Source organism: Streptomyces sp. (assembly GCF_031181555.1).
In the GTDB taxonomy this organism is placed as follows: domain Bacteria; phylum Actinomycetota; class Actinomycetes; order Streptomycetales; family Streptomycetaceae; genus Streptomyces; species Streptomyces fimbriatus.
In genome coordinates, this window is sequence record NZ_JAPSKQ010000139.1 from 1 (window position 1) to 17,843 (window position 17,843).

The 17,843-nt window shown below is 72.7% G+C and carries 17 protein-coding genes and 1 pseudogene; 10 read left to right on the forward strand and 8 right to left on the reverse strand.

The window, feature by feature from the left end; genetic code table 11:
- Positions 1-242 precede the first annotated feature (242 nt).
- The 6 genes from RIM90_RS23800 (at position 243) to RIM90_RS23825 (ending at position 6,659) form a co-directional block, all read left to right on the forward strand.
- Positions 243-1,037 carry an MIP/aquaporin family protein gene (locus tag RIM90_RS23800; RefSeq protein ID WP_309062795.1) on the forward strand — a complete coding sequence of 265 codons (795 nt, stop codon included), beginning with the start codon at positions 243-245 and terminating at the stop codon, positions 1,035-1,037.
- Between the two features lie 83 nt (positions 1,038-1,120).
- Positions 1,121-2,659: a glycerol kinase GlpK gene (glpK, locus tag RIM90_RS23805; protein ID WP_309062796.1), complete on the forward strand. Its 1,539-nt coding sequence runs from the start codon at positions 1,121-1,123 to the stop codon at positions 2,657-2,659.
- Between the two features lie 9 nt (positions 2,660-2,668).
- Positions 2,669-4,285, forward strand: coding sequence for a glycerol-3-phosphate dehydrogenase/oxidase (locus RIM90_RS23810; RefSeq protein ID WP_309062797.1), 1,617 nt, complete (start codon positions 2,669-2,671; stop codon positions 4,283-4,285).
- Between the two features lie 159 nt (positions 4,286-4,444).
- Positions 4,445-4,750, forward strand: a complete 306-nt coding sequence (locus tag RIM90_RS23815) for a hypothetical protein (RefSeq protein ID WP_309062798.1) — start codon at positions 4,445-4,447, stop codon at positions 4,748-4,750.
- 73 nt (positions 4,751-4,823) lie between these two features.
- Positions 4,824-5,492 carry a FadR/GntR family transcriptional regulator gene (locus tag RIM90_RS23820; RefSeq protein WP_309062799.1) on the forward strand — a complete coding sequence of 223 codons (669 nt, stop codon included), beginning with the start codon at positions 4,824-4,826 and terminating at the stop codon, positions 5,490-5,492.
- A gap of 159 nt (positions 5,493-5,651) precedes the next feature.
- Positions 5,652-6,659: a PAC2 family protein gene (locus tag RIM90_RS23825; RefSeq protein WP_309062800.1), complete on the forward strand. Its 1,008-nt coding sequence runs from the start codon at positions 5,652-5,654 to the stop codon at positions 6,657-6,659.
- A gap of 70 nt (positions 6,660-6,729) precedes the next feature.
- On the opposite strand, the gene mshC is transcribed toward RIM90_RS23825, so the two are convergent.
- From mshC to RIM90_RS23845, 4 genes are all read right to left on the reverse strand, one after another.
- The gene (gene mshC, locus RIM90_RS23830; RefSeq protein ID WP_309062801.1) at positions 6,730-7,959 is read right to left on the reverse strand and encodes a cysteine--1-D-myo-inosityl 2-amino-2-deoxy-alpha-D-glucopyranoside ligase; all 1,230 of its coding nucleotides are present in this window, start codon (positions 7,957-7,959) and stop codon (positions 6,730-6,732) included.
- A gap of 104 nt (positions 7,960-8,063) precedes the next feature.
- Complete coding sequence (locus tag RIM90_RS23835) at positions 8,064-8,897, reverse strand: SCO1664 family protein (RefSeq protein ID WP_309062802.1); 834 nt, start codon at positions 8,895-8,897, stop codon at positions 8,064-8,066.
- Positions 8,861-9,451: a DUF3090 domain-containing protein gene (locus RIM90_RS23840; RefSeq protein ID WP_184824616.1), complete on the reverse strand. Its 591-nt coding sequence runs from the start codon at positions 9,449-9,451 to the stop codon at positions 8,861-8,863. The genes RIM90_RS23835 and RIM90_RS23840 overlap by 37 nt, the downstream gene beginning before the upstream one ends.
- A gap of 89 nt (positions 9,452-9,540) precedes the next feature.
- Positions 9,541-10,227: a histidine phosphatase family protein gene (locus RIM90_RS23845; protein ID WP_309062803.1), complete on the reverse strand. Its 687-nt coding sequence runs from the start codon at positions 10,225-10,227 to the stop codon at positions 9,541-9,543.
- A 62-nt stretch (positions 10,228-10,289) separates the two neighbouring features.
- Between RIM90_RS23845 and corA the strand changes: the two genes are divergently transcribed.
- Complete coding sequence (gene corA / locus RIM90_RS23850; protein WP_309062810.1) at positions 10,290-11,285, forward strand: magnesium/cobalt transporter CorA; 996 nt, start codon at positions 10,290-10,292, stop codon at positions 11,283-11,285.
- A gap of 23 nt (positions 11,286-11,308) precedes the next feature.
- On the opposite strand, the pseudogene RIM90_RS23855 reads toward corA, so the two are convergent.
- Positions 11,309-11,578 (reverse strand): annotated as a pseudogene (locus RIM90_RS23855) (ferritin-like domain-containing protein); the annotation flags it as partial.
- Between the two features lie 135 nt (positions 11,579-11,713).
- The gene (locus RIM90_RS23860; RefSeq protein WP_309062804.1) at positions 11,714-12,769 is read right to left on the reverse strand and encodes an LLM class F420-dependent oxidoreductase; all 1,056 of its coding nucleotides are present in this window, start codon (positions 12,767-12,769) and stop codon (positions 11,714-11,716) included.
- Between the two features lie 159 nt (positions 12,770-12,928).
- Here RIM90_RS23860 and RIM90_RS23865 point away from each other — a divergent pair, with 159 nt between their 5' ends.
- Both RIM90_RS23865 and RIM90_RS23870 read left to right on the forward strand, forming a co-directional pair.
- Positions 12,929-13,915 (forward strand): aldo/keto reductase, encoded by a 987-nt coding sequence (locus RIM90_RS23865; protein ID WP_309062805.1) that lies wholly within the window; start codon positions 12,929-12,931, stop codon positions 13,913-13,915.
- Positions 13,912-16,011 carry a helix-hairpin-helix domain-containing protein gene (locus RIM90_RS23870; RefSeq protein WP_309062806.1) on the forward strand — a complete coding sequence of 700 codons (2,100 nt, stop codon included), beginning with the start codon at positions 13,912-13,914 and terminating at the stop codon, positions 16,009-16,011. The genes RIM90_RS23865 and RIM90_RS23870 overlap by 4 nt, the downstream gene beginning before the upstream one ends.
- Before the next feature lie 64 nt (positions 16,012-16,075).
- Here the strand turns inward: RIM90_RS23870 and RIM90_RS23875 are convergent, their stop codons facing one another.
- The gene (locus RIM90_RS23875; protein ID WP_309062807.1) at positions 16,076-16,765 is read right to left on the reverse strand and encodes a hypothetical protein; all 690 of its coding nucleotides are present in this window, start codon (positions 16,763-16,765) and stop codon (positions 16,076-16,078) included.
- Positions 16,766-16,812: 47 nt separating this feature from the next.
- Between RIM90_RS23875 and RIM90_RS23880 the strand changes: the two genes are divergently transcribed.
- A complete protein-coding gene (locus tag RIM90_RS23880) occupies positions 16,813-17,001 on the forward strand; it encodes a DUF5703 family protein (RefSeq protein WP_309062808.1) in 189 nt (62 codons plus the stop codon).
- Positions 17,002-17,074: 73 nt separating this feature from the next.
- On the opposite strand, the gene RIM90_RS23885 is transcribed toward RIM90_RS23880, so the two are convergent.
- A complete protein-coding gene (locus RIM90_RS23885; protein ID WP_309062809.1) occupies positions 17,075-17,806 on the reverse strand; it encodes a chaplin family protein in 732 nt (243 codons plus the stop codon).
- Between the last annotated feature and the right edge of the window lie 37 nt (positions 17,807-17,843).

Genomic DNA, 17,843 nt, shown 5'->3' on the forward strand with positions numbered 1-17,843 from the left:
CGCCCAAAGATCGACATCTCGCGGCAATCAATAACGATCGCGCTTTCGACAACCAAACCCTTGACGCGTGCGTGGTGCCGGGCAAGACTCCCGTCCATCGGTCGGCATTGTCGAACACCTACCGGCAATACGCGCTAGAGTGTGACAACGCCAAGGGCCGGCATCGCTCTCACCCCTGAGGGCGCCAATCCCCGGTGGGACCCGGGGGTCGGCTCCCTGGACGAAGGACAAAGGAGTCGCGGGTGTCCAGCTCCGACATCTTCATCGGCGAGACCATCGGTACCGCCATACTCATCCTGCTCGGCGGCGGTGTGTGTGCCGCCGTGACGCTGAAGGCCTCCAAGGCCCGTAACGCCGGCTGGCTCGCCATCGCCTTCGGGTGGGGCTTCGCCGTCATGACCGCGGTGTACATCGCCGGTCCGCTCTCCGGCGCCCACCTCAACCCGGCCGTGACCGTGGCGCTCGCCCTCAAGGACGGCGAGTGGAGCAACGTCCCGACCTACTTCGCCGGAGAGTTCCTCGGCGCGATGATCGGTGCGACTCTGGTCTGGATCGCCTACTACGGCCAGTTCCAGGCGCACCTGACCGACAAGGAGATCGTCGGCGGTCCGGGCGCGCAGGCCACCGCCGCCAAGGCGGTCGAGGCCCAGGAGAAGGGCGCCGGCCCCGTCCTCGGCGTCTTCTCCACCGGTCCGGAGATCCGGAACACGGTGCAGAACCTCGCGACGGAGATCATCGGCACCGTCGTCCTGCTGCTCGCCGTGCTCACCCAGGGCCTGAACGACGCGGGCAACGGCCTCGGTGTGCTGGGCGGCCTGATCACGGCACTCGTGGTCGTCTCCATCGGTCTGTCGCTCGGCGGCCCGACCGGTTACGCGATCAACCCGGCCCGCGACCTCGGTCCGCGCATCGTGCACGCCCTGCTGCCCCTGCCCAACAAGGGCGGTTCCGACTGGGCCTACGCCTGGGTCCCGGTGGTCGGTCCGCTGATCGGCGGCGCCATCGCGGCCGGCATCTACAACGTCGCCTTCGCCTAGGCGACCGGTCCGCCGCGAACCCCGAATGCTGTAGAAGCGCCGTACGCACAGCCCCTCAACCAAGGAACTCCCAGGAGCACACAGTGACCGACGCCCACACCGCCGGCCCGTTCATCGCAGCCATCGACCAGGGCACCACCTCCTCCCGCTGCATCGTCTTCGACCGCGACGGGCGCATCGTCTCCGTCGACCAGAAGGAGCACGAGCAGATCTTCCCCAAGCCGGGCTGGGTCGAGCACAACGCCACCGAGATCTGGACCAACGTCCAGGAGGTCGTCGCCGGAGCCGTCGAGAAGGCCGGCATCACCCGCGACGACATCAAGGCCATCGGCATCACCAACCAGCGCGAGACCACCGTGCTGTGGGACAGGAACACCGGTGAGCCCGTCCACAACGCCATCGTCTGGCAGGACACCCGCACCGACGCCCTGTGCCGCGAGCTCGGCCGCAACGTCGGCCAGGACCGCTTCCGCCGCGAGACCGGCCTCCCCCTCGCCTCCTACTTCGCCGGCCCCAAGGCCCGCTGGCTGCTCGACCACGTCGACGGCCTCAAGGAGCGCGCCGAGGCGGGCGACATCCTCTTCGGCACCATGGACACCTGGGTCATCTGGAACCTGACCGGCGGGGTGGACGGCGGCCGGCACGTCACCGACGTCACCAACGCCTCCCGCACCCTGCTCATGAACCTCCACACCATGGAGTGGGACGACAGGATCTGCGAGTCCATCGGCGTGCCGAAGCAGATCCTCCCCGAGATCCGCTCCTCCGCCGAGGTCTACGGCGAGATCAAGGGCGGCAGGCTGGGCGACCTGCTCGGCGGCATCCCGGTCGCCTCCGCGCTCGGCGACCAGCAGGCGGCCCTGTTCGGCCAGACCTGCTTCTCCGAGGGCGAGACCAAGTCGACGTACGGCACCGGCACCTTCATGGTGATGAACACCGGTGACAAGATCATCAACTCCTACAGCGGCCTGCTGACCACCGTCGGCTACCAGATCGGCGACGACAAGCCGGTCTACGCCCTGGAGGGCTCGATCGCCGTCACCGGCTCGCTGGTGCAGTGGATGCGCGACCAGATGGGCCTGATCTCCACCGCCGCCGAGATCGAGACGCTCGCGCTCTCGGTCGAGGACAACGGCGGCGCCTACTTCGTGCCGGCCTTCTCCGGTCTGTTCGCCCCGTACTGGCGCTCCGACGCCCGCGGTGTGATCGCCGGCCTGACCCGGTACGTCACCAAGGCGCACCTCGCGCGCGCCGTCCTGGAGGCCACCGCCTGGCAGACGCGGGAGATCGCGGACGCCATGACGAAGGACTCCGGGGTGGAGCTGACCGCCCTCAAGGTCGACGGCGGCATGACCTCCAACAACCTGCTGATGCAGACGCTCTCGGACTTCCTGGACGCCCCCGTGGTGCGCCCGATGGTCGCCGAGACCACCTGCCTCGGCGCCGCCTACGCCGCCGGCCTCGCCGTCGGCTTCTGGAACAGCACCGACGACCTGCGCGCCAACTGGCGGCGGGCCGCCGAGTGGACCCCCCGCATGGACGCGGAGACCCGCGACCGTGAGTACAAGAACTGGCTCAAGGCCGTCGAGCGGACCATGGGCTGGCTCGAGGACGAGGAGTAAGAAACCGCAATGACCACTCAGTCCACCCTGCAGTCCGTGCCTGCCCTGGGGACGCGCCCGGCGTCCGGCTCGAACCCGAGCCGCGCCGAGACCCGGGAGCAGCTTTCCAAGGCGTCGTACGACCTTCTCGTGATCGGCGGCGGCATCCTGGGCATCTCCACCGCCTGGCACGCCGCGCAGTCCGGCCTCAGGGTGGCTCTGGTGGACGCCGGCGACTTCGCCGGCGCCACCTCCTCCGCCTCCTCCAAGCTGCTCCACGGCGGACTGCGCTACCTGCAGACCGGCGCGGTGAAGCTGGTGGCGGAGAACCACTTCGAGCGCCGTGCGGTCTCCCGCCAGGTGGCCCCCCACCTGGCGAACCCGCTCACCTTCTACCTCCCCGTGTACAAGGGCGGGCCGCACGGCGCGGCGAAGCTCGGGGCCGGTGTCTTCGCGTACTCGATGCTGTCGGCCTTCGGCGACGGCGTCGGCCACCTGCTCTCGCCGGCCAAGGCCGCGCAGGACGTGCCCGAGCTGCGCACCGAGAACCTCAAGGCCGTCGCCGTGTACGGCGACGACCAGATGAACGACGCGCGCATGGCGCTGATGACGGTCCGCGCGGCCGTCGAGGCGGGCGCCGTCGTCCTGAACCACGCCGAGGTGACGGGGCTGCGCTTCACCAGGGGCCGGGTCACCGGTGCCGAGCTGCGCGACCGGCTGTCCGGCGACGAGTTCGGCGTGAACGCCCGCCTGGTGCTGAACGCGACCGGCCCGTGGGTCGACCACCTGCGCCGCATGGAGGACCCGAACGCCGCGCCGTCCATCCGTCTGTCGAAGGGCGCGCACCTGGTCCTGAAGCGGACCTCCCCGTGGAGGGCCGCGCTGGCCACGCCGATCGACAAGTACCGCATCACCTTCGCCCTCCCCTGGGAGGACATGCTGCTGCTCGGCACGACCGACGAGGAGTTCGAGGGCGACCCGGCGGACGTCGCGGTCAACGACAGGGACATATCCCAGATCCTCGACGAGGCCGCGTTCTCCATCCGCGACCAGCAGCTCGACCGTGATCTGATCACCTACGCCTTCGCGGGCCTGCGGGTGCTGCCGGGCGGTCCCGGGGACACGGCGAAGGCGAAGCGGGAGACGGTCGTCACCGAGGGGCGGGGCGGCATGCTGTCCGTGGCGGGCGGCAAGTGGACCACCTTCCGGCACATCGGCCGCACGGTGATGCAGAAGCTCCAGACGCTGCCGGGTCACCCGCTGGGCGACGACTTCGAGCCGGTCTCCGCGCTGCCGAAGAAGCTGCCGCTGCCGGGTGTCGCCAACCCCCGCGCGGTCGCCCACCGGCTGCTGGTCGACGGCCCCGCGCCCGGCCCGCGCATGGCCGCGGACACCGCCAGGCACCTGGCCACCCACTACGGTTCGCTGGCCTTCGACATCGCCCGCCTGGCGAACGAGGACCCGGCGCTGGCCCAGCGCGTCCACCCGGACGCGCCGGAGATCTGGGCGCAGGTCGTCTGGGCCCGCGACCACGAGTGGGCCCAGACCGCGGACGACGTGCTGCGCCGCCGCACCACCCTGACGATCCGCGGCCTGGCCACCGACGAGGTCCGCGCGAACGTCCAGCGTCTGCTCGACAAGAAGTGATCCGGGCCCTGTCCGACGGGATGTGACCGAGAGGGCCCCGGCTCCCCCGCACGGGAGCCGGTACGGGAGAGGGGCGGCTCCGCGCCGACGGAGCCGCCCCTTTTCCCTGCGCGTTGTCCCGGTGCGGGACCGGCCCGGAGGACCCTAGGGTGTGCCGCCATGAGGGATCTCCGCGTCCGCGCCGCGACCGCCGCCGACCGTGCGGCGATCACCGACCTGCTCGTCTCCTCCTGGGGAGGCACGACCGTCGTGGGCCACGGGACCGTGTACGACGCGGCACGGCTGCCGGCACTGGTCGCCGAGCGGGAGGGCGTCCTGGCCGGGCTGCTCACGTACACGGTCGCCGACGGCGGTCTGGAGGTCGTCACGGTCGACGCGGCGCGCCGGCTCAAGCCGTCCATCCCGAGGACGGGCGACCACGGCATCCCCCTGCACGACGAGCTCACCCTGGAGCTGGTGCTGTGAGCGGGGCCGGCCCGTCCGCCGGGTCCGCATAATGGCGGGCACATCGGAGGTCTGACGGGCAGGGAGGCCGGGTATGGCAGTCACCGACGAGGCGATCCAGAAGATCAAGGGAATGATCGTCTCCGGTGCGCTGCGCCCCGGTGACCGGCTGCCCAGGGAGAGCGAACTCGCCGCCGAGCTGGGGCTGTCCCGCAACTCCCTGCGCGAGGCGGTGCGTGCGCTGTCGCTGATCCGCATCCTGGACGTGCGCCAGGGCGACGGCACGTACGTCACCAGCCTCGATCCGCAACTCCTGCTGGAGGCACTGAGTTTCGTCGTCGACTTCCACCGCGACGACACGGTCCTGGAGTTCCTCGCCGTGCGCCGCATCCTGGAACCGGCCGCGACGGCCCTCGCGGCCACCCGGATCGCCGAGGAGCGACTGGACGCGTTGGCCAAGCAGTTGGACGACCTCGGTGACGAGCCGTCCGTGGAGGAACTGGTCGCCGCCGACCTGGACTTCCACCGGGCCATCGTGCGCAGCGCCGGCAACTCCGTGCTGTGCTCCCTGCTCGACGGTCTGTCCGGGCCCACCACGCGGGCCCGCGTCTGGCGCGGTCTCACCCAGGACGCGGTCGGCCGCACCCTGCGCGAGCACCGGGCGATCCTCGCCGCCCTGCGGGCCCGGGACGCCGAGGCGGCGCGGTCCTGGGCGACGGTGCACATCGCGAGCGTGGAGCAGTGGCTGCGCTCCGCGCCGTGAGCCCCGCCGCGCGTCTGCGGGGCCCGGACCGCCGAGGGGTGTTTCCCGGTGCCCGGCGGGGCAGTGATGGGGCACTACCCCGTGAGGGGGCTGCGGGCGTCCCCCCGGTACGCCGTAAGGTTGGGACGTACGCGAGGGCACGTCGGAAGGAGGCGCTGGGTGATCGAGCTCGAGGGGGTTCCCGAGCTGATCGACCCGGTCATGGTGGCCGCGTTCGAGGGCTGGAACGATGCCGGCGACGCCGCCTCCACCGCGGTCGCGCATCTGGACAGGGAATGGAAGGGCGAGGTGTTCGCGGCGCTGGACGCCGAGGACTACTACGACTTCCAGGTGAACCGGCCCACGGTGTTCATGGACGGCGGGGTGCGCAGGATCACCTGGCCGACGACGCGACTGTCGGTGGTCCGGGTCGGCGGCGAGAAGCCGCGCGACCTGGTGCTGGTCCGCGGCATCGAACCGTCCATGCGGTGGCGCTCGTTCTGCAACGAGATCCTCGGCTTCGCGCACGAGCTCGGCGTGGAGCTGGTGGTCATCCTGGGCGCCCTGCTCGGTGACACCCCGCACACCCGTCCGGTCCCGATCAGCGGAACCACGTCCGACCCGGACCTGGCCCGCCGCATGGACCTGGAGGAGACCAAGTACGAGGGCCCCACGGGCATCGTCGGCATCCTCCAGGAGGCGTGCACGCACGCCGGTGTCCCGGCCGTGTCGCTGTGGGCGGCGGTCCCGCACTACGTGTCGCAGCCGCCCAACCCGAAGGCCACCCTGGCCCTCCTCAACCGCCTCGAGGACCTGATCGACGTGCGGATCCCGCTGGGCGAGCTGCCCGAGGACGCGCGTGCCTGGCAGGTGGGCGTGGACCAACTGGCCGCGGAGGACAGCGAGGTCGCCGAGTACGTCCAGACGCTGGAGGAGGCCCGGGACACCGCCGAGCTGCCGGAGGCGTCGGGCGAGGCGATCGCCCGGGAGTTCGAGCGCTACCTGCGGCGCCGTGACGGCGCGTCGGGCCCGCCCGGCGGACACGCCACGGCCGACGGCGGCGACGGCACGTCGTACCTGCGGGACAACCCGGGTCTGCGGGACGGCCCGGGCGGCCGGGCCCGGCCGTCCAGGCCTCCGAAGCCGGACAAGCCCGACAGGGGCGACGAGGAGTCGTCGGAGGACTGAGCGGGACAGGACCGAAGGGAACAGGGGCGCCCCGTCCGAGGACGGGGCGCCCCTGCCGTGGTCGTGGCGGTTACAGCGCGACGCCGAGCAGCGCGTCCACCGCGCGGGAGACGACGCCGGGCGCGCCCGTGTCCGTACCGCCGCTCTGCTCCTGGAGCACGACCCAGCGGTCGACGGCGGCCAGCGCGGCCGGGGCGTCCAGGTCGTTGGCGAGGGCCTCGCGGATCTCCTCGACCAGCGCCTCGGCGGGCGGGCCGTCGGGACGGGAGACGGCGGCGCGCCAGTGGCCGAGGCGGGTCACGGCGTCCTGGAGGACCTGGTCGGTCCACTCCCAGTCGGCGCGGTAGTGGTGGGCGAGCAGCGCGAGCCGGATGGCGGCCGGGTCGACGCCGTCGCGCCGCAGCTGGGAGACGAAGACCAGGTTGCCCTTGGACTTGGACATCTTCTCGCCGTGCAGGGCGACCATGCCGGCGTGGACGTACGCCTTGGCCATGGGGAACTCGCCGGTGAGCACCTGGGCGTGGGAGGCGCCCATCTCGTGGTGCGGGAAGACCAGGTCGGAGCCGCCGCCCTGGACGTCGAAGCCCATGCCGAGGTGGTCGAGGGCGATGGCCACGCACTCGATGTGCCAGCCGGGCCGGCCCCGGCCGAGCGAACCGCCGTCCCAGCTCGGCTCGCCCTCGCGGGCGGCCATCCAGAGCATCGGGTCGACGGGGTTCTTCTTGCCCGGACGGTCCGGGTCACCGCCGCGCTCGGCGGACAGCAGCCGCATGGCGGCGGCGTCGAGGTTCGAGACCTGGCCGAAGTGCGGGTCGGACTCGACGGAGAAGTAGATGTCGCCCTCGAGCTCGTAGGCCGCGCCGAGGTCGCGCAGCCGCTCGACGAGCGGGACGATGCCGGGTATGGCCTCCACGGCTCCTATGTAGTGCCGCGGCGGCAGCATCCGCAGGGCGGTCATGTCCTCGCGGAAGAGCGCGGTCTCCTTCTCCGCGAGGGCGGCCCAGTCGAGACCGTCCCGCTCGGCCCGCTCCAGCAGGGGGTCGTCGACGTCGGTGACGTTCTGGACGTAGTGCACCTGCCGCTTGGTGTCGAGCCACACGCGCTGCACCAGGTCGAACGCGTTGTAGGTCGCCGCGTGCCCTATGTGGGTGGCGTCGTACGGGGTGATGCCGCAGACGTAGATACGGGCGACGGGACCGGGGTCGAGGGTGATCGGGCCCCCGGTCGCGGTGTCGTGGATCCTCAGGTCGCGGCCCTGACCGGGCAGGGCGGGGACTTCGGAGGCGGGCCAGGCATGCATGCCATGAGCCTAACCGGACCGCGGTTCCGGATACGAACCGGAGCGGGCCGGTCGACCGGGAAGGCACTCTTGCGCGGCGCCACCCGGTGTGCCCGCGGGTCCGGTCAGACCGGGGGCCAGGGGATCGCCGGCCACTGTCCGCCGGGCTCCGGGTGGGTGCCGGTGGTGATCAGCGACTCGACGCGCCCGCGCGTGGCGTCGATTTCCGCGGAGGTGATCAGAGGGGCCAGCCGGGCGGCGAGCGCGCCACCGTCCGTGAGGGCCTTCCTGAGGCCCTTGAGGACGTCGAGCGCCTCCTCGGTCAGCGGCTCCCCCGCCCAGCCCCACAGCAGGGTGCGCAGCTTGTCCTCGACGTTGAAGGTGACCCCGTGGTCGATGCCGTACAGCCGGCCCCCCGCGGTGGGCAGCAGATGCCCGCCCTTGCGGTCGGCGTTGTTGATCACCGCGTCGAGCACGGCCAGCCGGCGCAGCCGTTCGTCGTCGGCGTGCACGAGCAGCGCGGTGCGGCCCTCGCCGACCTCCGCGAAGCCGATCGCCTTCCAGCCGGGTTCCGGCTCCTCGCCGTCCACCAGGGCGAGCAGGTCCGCGCCCGGCGCCGTCTCGATCCACAGCTGGCACATGCCCTCGCCGTACGGGCCCTCGCGCAGCACGGTGGGCGGCACGAGTCCCCAGCCGGTCGCCTCGGAGACCTCGTACGCGGCGACCTCGCGTCCGGCGAGCGTGCCGTCGGGGAAGTCCCACAGGGGGCGCTCCCCGGCGACCGGCTTGTAGACGCAGGCGGCCTCCCGGCCCTCGTGCGTCACGGTGCAGTACAGCGCCGCGTTCGACGCCTCACGGATGCGTCCGCGCACGGTCAGCTCGCCCTCGGCGAGCAGGACGGCGGCGGCCGGGTCGGCGGTCGTCACGCTCCGCGGCGGTATCCGTTCTGGCGCGGACATACGTGTCCTTCCGGGTCGAGCGGGAGGCTGCACAGCGGGCACGGCGGCCGCCCCGCGTTGACGACGTCGAGGGCGCGCTTGGCGAAGGCCCGGGCCTGCGCGCCGGTGAGCCGGACGCGGAGCATCGGGGGCCCGTTCTCCTCGTCCTGGAGCAGCCGCTCCTCGGCCTCGGCGAGGTCTTCCTCGGATTCGGCGTCCAGTTCGACGAGGGCCTGGGCCTCGACGATCATGCGCTGCTCCTCGCCGTCCCAGGCGAGCGCCATGGTGCCGACGCGGAACTCCTCCTCCACGGGGGTGTCCAGCGGGGCGGTGTCGGTGATCTCGGTCGGTGCCATGGCGGGTACCGCGGCGCTGCCGCCGCTGCGGCGCACGACCTCGTCGAGCAGTTCGTCCATGCGCTCGGCGAGTGCCGCGACCTGGGTCTTCTCCAGGGCCACGCTGGTCACCCGGGATCCGGCGGAGGCCTGGAGGAAGAACGTACGGCGCCCTGGTAGCCCGACCGTACCGGCCACGAAACGTTCCGGTTGGTCGTAGAGGAACACCTGACGGGACACGTCCTGTCTCCATTGAGAGTCGTGGGAACGGGCGGCTGTTCGAACGGGAGCGCACTGCTGCGACCGCTTCACCCTACTGCGGCCGACGATCACGGTGCGCCCGCGTCGCCCCCGACCGTGGCTTCGTCGGCGGGCGGTTCCTCGCGCGGCGCCAGGGACGTGAAGTCGCCGGTGTCGCCGAGCCGGACGAGAAAGGGGCGCAATCGTGTGTAGCGGATCGCGGTAATGGAACACGGTTCCACGGAAATCCGCTGGAAGAGGTCGAGATGAAGTCCGAGTGCCTCCGCGACGAGAGACTTGATGATGTCCCCGTGCGAACACATGAGATACACGGCGTCGGCGCCGTGGTCGCGCTCCACGCGCGCGTTCCACTCGCGCACCGCCTCGGCGGCGCGCGTCTGCATCGCGCGCATGGACTCCCCGCCGGGGAACGCCGCCGCCGACGGGTGGGCCTGCACCACCTCCATCAGGGGCTCGTCCTTGAGCTCGGCGAGCTTGCGGCCCGACCAGTCGCCGTAGTGGCACTCGCCGATGCGGTCGTCGGTGTGGGGGGTGAGGTGGGGCCGGGCGTCCAGCAGCGGCCGGACCGTCTCCCGGCAGCGCTGGAGCGGGCTGGTGACGATCTCGGAGAGCGGCAGCTCGGCGAGCCGTCCGGGCAGTGCGGCGGCCTGCGCGGCCCCGCGGTCGTCGAGGGCGACGCCGGGCGTCCAGCCGGCGAGCAGTCCCTCGGTGTTGGCGGTGGAACGTCCGTGCCGGACCAGGAGCAACGTGGGCATGCGGCCCAGGGTAGGCGCACACACGCGTGCGGGGTCCGTCGTACGAAGGGAGAATGCGCTCCGTGATCGTCGACTGCGCCGTCTACCGGGAGGGGCACCGGTCGGAGGGGCCCGAGGATTTCTCCGACGCACTGGCCGAGGCGCGGTCGGCGGGGGGCTTCGTCTGGATCGGGCTGCACGAGCCGACGGAGGACGAGTTCGACCTGGTCTCGCAGGAGTTCGCGCTGCACCCGCTGGCGGTCGAGGACGCCCTCAAGGCGCATCAGCGGCCCAAGCTGGAGGTGTACGACGACTCGCTGTTCCTGGTCCTCAAGCCGGTGGTGTACGAGCCGCACAGCGACACCGTCTCCTCCGGCGAGGTCATGATCTTCCTCGGGGACGCGTTCGTGGTGACCGTCCGGCACGGGGAGGGCGCCCCGCTGGGCGCCGTACGGAACCGGCTGGAGCGGGAGCCCGAGCTGCTGGGCAAGGGGCCGACGTCGGTGCTGTACGCGATCGCCGACGCCGTCGTCGACCACTACCTGGACGTGGCGATCGAGCTGCAGACCGACCTGGAGGAACTGGAGGCGGAGGTCTTCTCCCCCGACGGCGGCGGCTCGCGGCACACCGCGTCGCGGATCTACGGCTTCAAGCGGCAGATCCTGGAGTTCCGCCGGGCGACCGGTCCGCTGGTGCTGCCGATGTCACGGCTGGCGGGGACGGGGACGTCCGGTGTGCGCGTGCCCTTCGTGGAGGAGAAGGCGCGGCCCTTCTTCCGTGACGTGCACGATCACCTCACGCGCGTCAACGAGTCCGTGGAAGGGCTGGACCGTCTGGTGTCGGACATCCTCTCGGCTCATCTGGCCCAGATGAGCGTGCGGCAGAACGACGACATGCGGAAGATCTCCGCGTGGGCGGCCATGGCCGCGGTCCCCACGATGATCGCGGGGGTCTACGGCATGAACTTCGAGCACATGCCGGAGCTGCGGTGGATGTGGTCGTATCCGGCGGTGGTCGCGCTGATGGCCGTGCTGGAGGTGCTGCTGTACCGGTTGTTCAAGCAGCGGGGGTGGATGTAGGGACCGCGCGTGCAGCGGGCGGGTCAGGCGAACTCCGGGGCGGCGCTCGCGGGGCCCCCGAGCGCGTTGCGGCGTTCGGGCATCCTGAGCGAGACCATGCGGCGCCAGCCGCCCAGGCGCTCGTACGCGTACACCGCGTGGACGCCCGCCGTGAGGAGCGCCGCCTTGGGCCTGGACCAGCCGAGGATGCGGCCCGTGCGGGCCATCACCGCGAGGCTGACGTCCCGGTGGACGCGGATCTCCGCGAGCGCGCACTCCCGCAGGGTGCGCCGGATGGCGCGGCCGTGTCCGGCCGAAAGGGGGACCCGCGGGGGGATCCGGAGGCGTACGCGAGGCGGGCGTAACCCCGGGGACCGGTCCGCGTTGTGCTCCGTGACGGCCGTGGCGGGGAAGCCCCCCGAGCCCCCACCACGGCCGTGGAGACCCGGCTAGGCGAGACCGGCGCGTTCCAGGGCCTCGGTGCCGGCGCGGAGGGACGCGAGGCGCTCGTCGAGCGTGAAGCCGGCCGGGGCGAGGGTGAGGGTGGTGACCCCGGCGGCGGCGTAGGCCTTCATCCGGTCGGCGATGCGGTCGACCGAGCCGAGGAGGGTGGTCTTGTCGATCAGGTCGTGCGGCACGGCGGCCGCCGCGCCCTGCTTGTCGCCGGACAGGTACTTGTCCTGGATCTCGGCGGCTTCCTCCTCGTACCCCATGCGCTGCGCGAGCTGGTTGTAGAAGTTCTGCTTGCGGCTGCCCATGCCGCCGACGTACAGCGCGGTGTAGGGGCGGAAGGTGTCGGCGAGCGCGGTGACGTCCTTGTCGTCGCCGACGGCGAGGGGGACGGTGGGGCAGACGTCGAAGCCGTCGAGGGTCTTGCCGGCCTTCTCGCGGCCCGCGCGCAGGTGCTTGACGGCGGTGTCCTCGAGGTGCTCGGCGGAGGGGAAGATCAGCAGGGCGCCGTCGGCGATCTCGCCGGTCTGCTCGAGGTTCTTCGGGCCGATCGCGGCGATGTAGAGCGGGATGTGCTCGCGCTGCGGGTGCACGGTGAGCTTGATCGGCTTGCCGGGGCCGCCGGGGAGGGGGAGGGTCCAGTGCTCGCCCTCGTAGGAGAGGCGTTCACGGGTCATGGCCTTGCGGACGATCTCGACGTACTCGCGGGTGCGGGCGAGGGGCTTGTCGAACTTGACGCCGTACCAGCCCTCCGAGACCTGCGGGCCGGAGACGCCGAGGCCGAGGCGGAAGCGGCCGCCGGAGAGGGAGTCGAGGGTGGCGGCGGTCATCGCGGTCATGGCGGGCTGGCGGGCGGGGATCTGGAAGATGGCCGAGCCGACGTCGATGCGCTCGGTCCGGGCGGCGACCCAGGCGAGCACGGTGGCGGCGTCGGAGCCGTAGGCCTCGGCGGCCCAGCAGACCGCGTAACCGAGGCGGTCCGCCTCCCGCGCCACGGCGAGGTTGTCCGCGTCCATTCCGGCGCCCCAGTAGCCGAGGTTGATCCCGAGCTGCATGGCCGTCTCCCCTTACCGATCAGTAACGTCCCTTGTGCGCCGACCCTATACCTCCGGCGGCGGGGAGGGGGGTGCGTGCTCCCGGTTCCGCCGCACCCCGGAAATCCCTTGTCCACAGGCCCCACACACTTCGGGGTCCGGCCAGTAATCTCGGCGTTCATGGAGCAGAGGCATCTCGGCCGTACCGGCCTGCGTGTGTCCCGGATCGGGCTCGGGACCCTGACCTGGGGGCGGGACACCGACGAGCATGACGCCGCGGACCTCTTGAAGACGTTCTGGGAGGCGGGCGGGACCCTCGTCGACACCGCGGACGTGTACGGCGACGGGGAGGCCGAGTACCTGCTCGGGAGGCTGATGGAAGGGCTGGTGCCGCGCCGGGACCTGGTGATCTCGACGAAGGCCGGGAGCGTGCCGGATCCGGACCGCCGGTTCGACGGCTCGCGCGGGCACCTGCTCTCCGCGCTGGACGCCTCGCTGGCGCGGCTCGGCACCGACTACGTCGACTTGTGGCATGTTCACGCCTACGACGCCGACACCCCGTTGGAGGAGACGCTCCAGGCCCTCGACATCGCGGTCGGCAGCGGGCGGGCCCGCTATGCCGGCGTGTCCAACTTCTGCGGGTGGCAGCTGGCCAAGGCGGCGACCTGGCAGTTGGCCGTGCCGGGGGCGCGGGCCCGGCTGGCGAGCACGCAGATGGAGTACTCGCTGCTGCAGCGCGGGGTGGAGCGGGAGGTGCTGCCCGCCGCGATCGATCTGGGGATCGGGCTGCTGCCGTCCTCTCCGCTCGGGCGGGGCGTGCTGACCGGCAAGTACCGGGGCGACGTCACTCCGTCGGACTCGCGCGGTGCCTCGGAGCACATGGCGCCGTTCGTCGCGCCGTATCTCGACGACACGGCGAGCAGGATCGTGGACGCGGTGACGACGGCGGCGGACGGACTCGCCGTGACCGCGCTGCAGGTGGCGCTCGCCTGGGTCCGGGACCGGCCCGGTGTGGCCGCCCCCATCGTCGGCGCGCGCAACGCGCAGCAGCTCACGGCGGCATTGTCAGTGGAGGCCCTTAGTCTTCCTGACGAGATCTGCCGGGCGCTCGACGACGTGTCGGCGCCCGTGCACCGCTATCCCGATCACGACTGGAGCACGCTGTGAGCACGGAGCCGCCCGAGAACACGGAGGACGCCGAGCCGGGGACGCCGGGCGCGGACGGTGCCTCCGCCGAGGGTGCGCAGGTGTCCGAGGCCGAAGGTGCGCAGGTGTCCGAGGCCGAGGCCGAGCTGCGTGCCCAGCAGATCGAGCGGGAGCGCATCGAGCGGCGGAAGGCGGAGAAGCAGGGGCGGATCGAGGCCGGCGGCAAGCTGAGCGGCAAGGCGGCCGACCTCCTTGCCGCCGTGCGGGCCGTGGAGAGCGGTGAGAGGCCGGCCGCCACGGTGTTCGAGGAGGCACCCGCCGCGCCGCGTCGGCCCGCCCCCGAGCCGGTGCGGCGGGCACCGGCGGTCTCCGGCGAGGCGGTTCCCGCCGCCGGCGTCGTCGAGGGCGTGCGGGAGGTGCTGGCCCGGGGGGGCGCGCCCGAGGGGCTCGCCGTTCAGGCTGCCGCCGTGCTGGGCGAGGGAGGCGCGGAGGTGCTGCGCGCCGACCCCTGGCAGTTGCTGCGGGTCGCCGGTGTGCGGCCCGAACAGGCCGACGGGTTCGCGCGGGCGCTGCTCGGCACCGGGGCCGGGCCGGACGACGAGCGGCGGGGGCGGGCGGTCACCGTGTGGCTGCTGGAGCAGGCTGCGCTGGCCGGGCACACCGCTCTGGAGATGTCCGCGCTGGTGGGCGCGCTGGGGCGGCAGGGGGTGCCGGATCCCGAGGGGACCGTGCAGAACGCCGTCTCGGAGGGGGACGTTCTCGTCTTCCAGGACGCGGTGACGGAGGCCGGGGGGCCGGCGCCGCAGGAGGGACAGGAGGAGGGCGAGGAACGGCCGGTCCGGGTGCTGGTGGGGCTGGAGCGGTACGCGCTGGCCGAGGAGAGCCTTGCCGACGGTCTGGCCCGGCTGGTCGGCTCCGTGCCCAAGCAGGACGGCTCGGACGAGGGGTGGGAGCGGGCCGCCGCCTCGGCGGAGGGGTCCGCCGGTGAGCTGATCCGGGCGGTCGCCGGGCACGGTCTCGTGCTGCACACCGGCGGGGAGGCCTCCCTGGCCGAGCCGGCGGCGCTGCTGGGCGCCGCGCACGGCATGGGGCTGCGCGCCTGGGCCGCCACGCACGGCCCGGTCGGGCGGGCGCGGTTCGCGGCGCTGGTGGAGGGCCCGGGTGTCGCCACCGTCGCCGGGCTGCTGTCCGGTGCCGAGGGGCCGGGGCGGGACGCCGACGGGGCGCTCGATGTGGACCTGCTCGTCGTGCTGGACGCCCCGCAGCTGGACGTCGAGACGGCCGCCCTGGTCACGGAGTCGCTGCCGGACGGCGCCCGGCTGGTGCTGGCCGGTGATCCGGGGGTGCTGTGGTCCGTGGGCGCGGGCCGGGTCTTCGCGGATCTGCTGGCGGCGCGGATCTGCCCGCAGATCGCCTCCCGACGGCCGGATCCCGGGCCGCTGGGCGAGCTGGTCTCCGGGATCGGCGTCGGCGAGCTGCATCAGGTGGACGCGCCCGGCAAGGAGGTCGTGATCGTGCCGGTGCGGGACGCGGGAGAGGCCGTGCACCGGACCGTGCAGCTCGTGGTGGACTCGGTGCCGCGCGCGATCGGTGTGCCGGCCGAGGAGACGCAGGTGATCACACCGGGACACGGCGGTGCGGTGGGCACGCGTGTGCTGAACGCGGCGCTGAAGGAGCGGCTCAATCCGGGGCCGGGGCGGTTCGGCGGATTCGATCCGGGCGACCGGATCGCCTACTCCCCCGTTCCGGGGCGGACGCTGCCGGGCCGCGTGGTGAAGGCCGATGGCGAGGGGCTGCACCTGGCGTGCGGGGGCGAGGAGGTCGTCGTACCGAGGGAGCGGGTGGAGCAGTCCGTCCGGCACGGGTGGGCGCTGACCGCGCACCAGGCGGTGGGCTGCCGGTGGCCCGCGGTCGTCGTGGTGCTGCCCGGTGACGCCGTTCCCGCGCTGAGCCGGCCCTGGGTGTACACGGCGTTCAGCCGGGCCGACCGGCACCTGTCCGTGGTGCACGGTGTGGAGCAGGCCCTGCCGCGTGCCGTGGCCGAGGTGGCGGCGAAGCCGCGGACGACCCGGTTGCCGGTGCTGCTGGCGCCGCAGGTGCCGGCGGCCGACGGCTGAGTCCGGGGCCGGCGCAGGGCGGCGGCGGTGACACCCCGTGTCACCGCCGCCGGGAGGAACGCGGTCAGCGGTCCGCGTCGAGCGGGTCCAGGTCCTCGTCCTCGTCCAGGGCCGGGTCCAGTTCGTCCTCGTCCTCGTCGGTGTCGTCGTCGAGGTCGTCGTCGAAGACCGCGCTGACGTCGAAGCGGCAGACGACCCGTTGCGGGTCCACCTGCTCGAACGGCGCCTCCAGCCACTCGCCGGGTTCGGCGGGTTCGTCCGACGCCGTCACCCAGAGCGTGGAGTCGCCCTCCTCCAGACCGAACTCCTTGTGCCGGGAGGCGATCTCGTCCGGCTCGAACTCGCCGAACAGCAGGCCGAGCGCGCCGTGGACGGTGCCGGAGGCCGTCGCGTCCTCCTCGTCGTCCGCCGCCTCGATCCGCTGGGCGTGGGCGAGCAGCCGCTGTGGCTCGGCGACGGCGTAGTCGCGGCGGATCAGGACGCTGAGCGCGCTCGGCTCCTCGGGGCCGGAGTAGGGCGGCAGCGCGTCCTCCGCACCGGGGATCTCGAAGGGCGTGACCTCGTCGTAGCGGTCGTAGAGCAGTTCGTCGTACGCCTCCGCGGCCGCGGCCAGCTGGTTGAACGCCTCGTAGACGGCCGGGTCGTCCTCCCCCGACCTGCGTTCGACCGCGGCCAGGTGGCGGTCGAGCGCGGTCTTGACCGCCTCGGCGGCGGCGCGTACCTCGGCAGCGGTGGACTGCGCAGCATCAGACATAGTGCAGACGCTATCCGTACCGGGGGCCGGACCGCACAATAGATGCGATGCCGGAATACGAATTTGTCGACGTGCACGTACCGCGCGGGGTCTCCCGCAAGGACACGGCACGTCTGCTGACGGACCATGCAGAGTACGGTCACTGGGAGTTGTACCGCCTGACGCTGATGCGTGACGGCAGCCGCAGGGTGCGGCTGCGGCGGCGGATCATCCGCCAGGTGCGCGCCACCTGGTGAGCCCGGTCGGCCGACGGGAATCACGGAACGGAGCGGGCCCCGCGGTCGCGGGGCCCGCTCCGTGTGTCCGGTGTCACGCAGCGGCCCGCGCCTTGCGGTAGAGGACCGCGCCGGCGAGCAGCGCTCCCGCGCCGACCGGCAGGACGAGGCCCATGGGCAGCTCGCTGCCGGTCTGTGCCAGCTGCGCGTCGGCCCGGGGCTGGGTGACGGAGTGGGCGACCGGCTGGTTGTCGTCCGGGGCCCGGTCGCCCGGGGTGGCCGGTGTGCCCGGCTCGTCGCCGGGCTGCTCGGGGCTGCCCGGGTCGGCGGGGGTGTCCGGGGCGCCGGGCTGTCCGGGCGTCTCGTGGCCCGGGTCGCCGTTGGCGCAGCCGTTGCCCGCGGTGGCGTTGCCGGCGCCGATGACGTCGATGCTGTTGCCGCAGACGTTCACCGGGACGTGGATCGGTGCCTGGACGTGGTTGCCGGAGGCCACGCCGGGCGAGTCGGTGGCGTGTCCGCCGGCGTGCGCCCCGCCGCGGTCGCCGCGGTCGCCGGAGCCGCCGTGTCCGTCCGGCGAGGAGCCGCCCTGGTTGACGCAGGCGTTGCCCACGGACGGGTTGAGGACGCCGACGACGTTGACCGTGTTGCCGCACACGTTGACCGGCACGTGCACCGGCGCCTGCACCGAGTTTCCGGAGAGCACGCCGGGCGAGCCCACGGCGGCGCCCTGCGCACCGGAGTCGGCGTGGGCGGCCCCGCCCGCGGCGGCGAGCACGCCGGTGGCGGCCGCCATGGTCATCAGGCCCTTACGGGTGACCTGTCGCATTGCTGAAATCCCTGCCTTCGACCTTGTGCCGGGAATT

Coding starts and splice junctions, on each gene's coding strand:
- RIM90_RS23810 (WP_309062797.1), top strand. CDS start 2,669: ATGACCACTCAGTCCACCCTGCAGTCCGTGCCTGCCCTGGGGACGCGC.
- RIM90_RS23815 (WP_309062798.1), top strand. CDS start 4,445: ATGAGGGATCTCCGCGTCCGCGCCGCGACCGCCGCCGACCGTGCGGCG.
- RIM90_RS23820 (WP_309062799.1), top strand. CDS start 4,824: ATGGCAGTCACCGACGAGGCGATCCAGAAGATCAAGGGAATGATCGTC.
- mshC (WP_309062801.1), bottom strand. CDS start 7,959: ATGCATGCCTGGCCCGCCTCCGAAGTCCCCGCCCTGCCCGGTCAGGGC.
- RIM90_RS23835 (WP_309062802.1), bottom strand. CDS start 8,897: ATGTCCGCGCCAGAACGGATACCGCCGCGGAGCGTGACGACCGCCGAC.
- RIM90_RS23845 (WP_309062803.1), bottom strand. CDS start 10,227: ATGCCCACGTTGCTCCTGGTCCGGCACGGACGTTCCACCGCCAACACC.
- RIM90_RS23860 (WP_309062804.1), bottom strand. CDS start 12,769: ATGCAGCTCGGGATCAACCTCGGCTACTGGGGCGCCGGAATGGACGCG.
- RIM90_RS23865 (WP_309062805.1), top strand. CDS start 12,929: ATGGAGCAGAGGCATCTCGGCCGTACCGGCCTGCGTGTGTCCCGGATC.
- RIM90_RS23875 (WP_309062807.1), bottom strand. CDS start 16,765: ATGTCTGATGCTGCGCAGTCCACCGCTGCCGAGGTACGCGCCGCCGCC.
- RIM90_RS23880 (WP_309062808.1), top strand. CDS start 16,813: ATGCCGGAATACGAATTTGTCGACGTGCACGTACCGCGCGGGGTCTCC.
- RIM90_RS23885 (WP_309062809.1), bottom strand. CDS start 17,806: ATGCGACAGGTCACCCGTAAGGGCCTGATGACCATGGCGGCCGCCACC.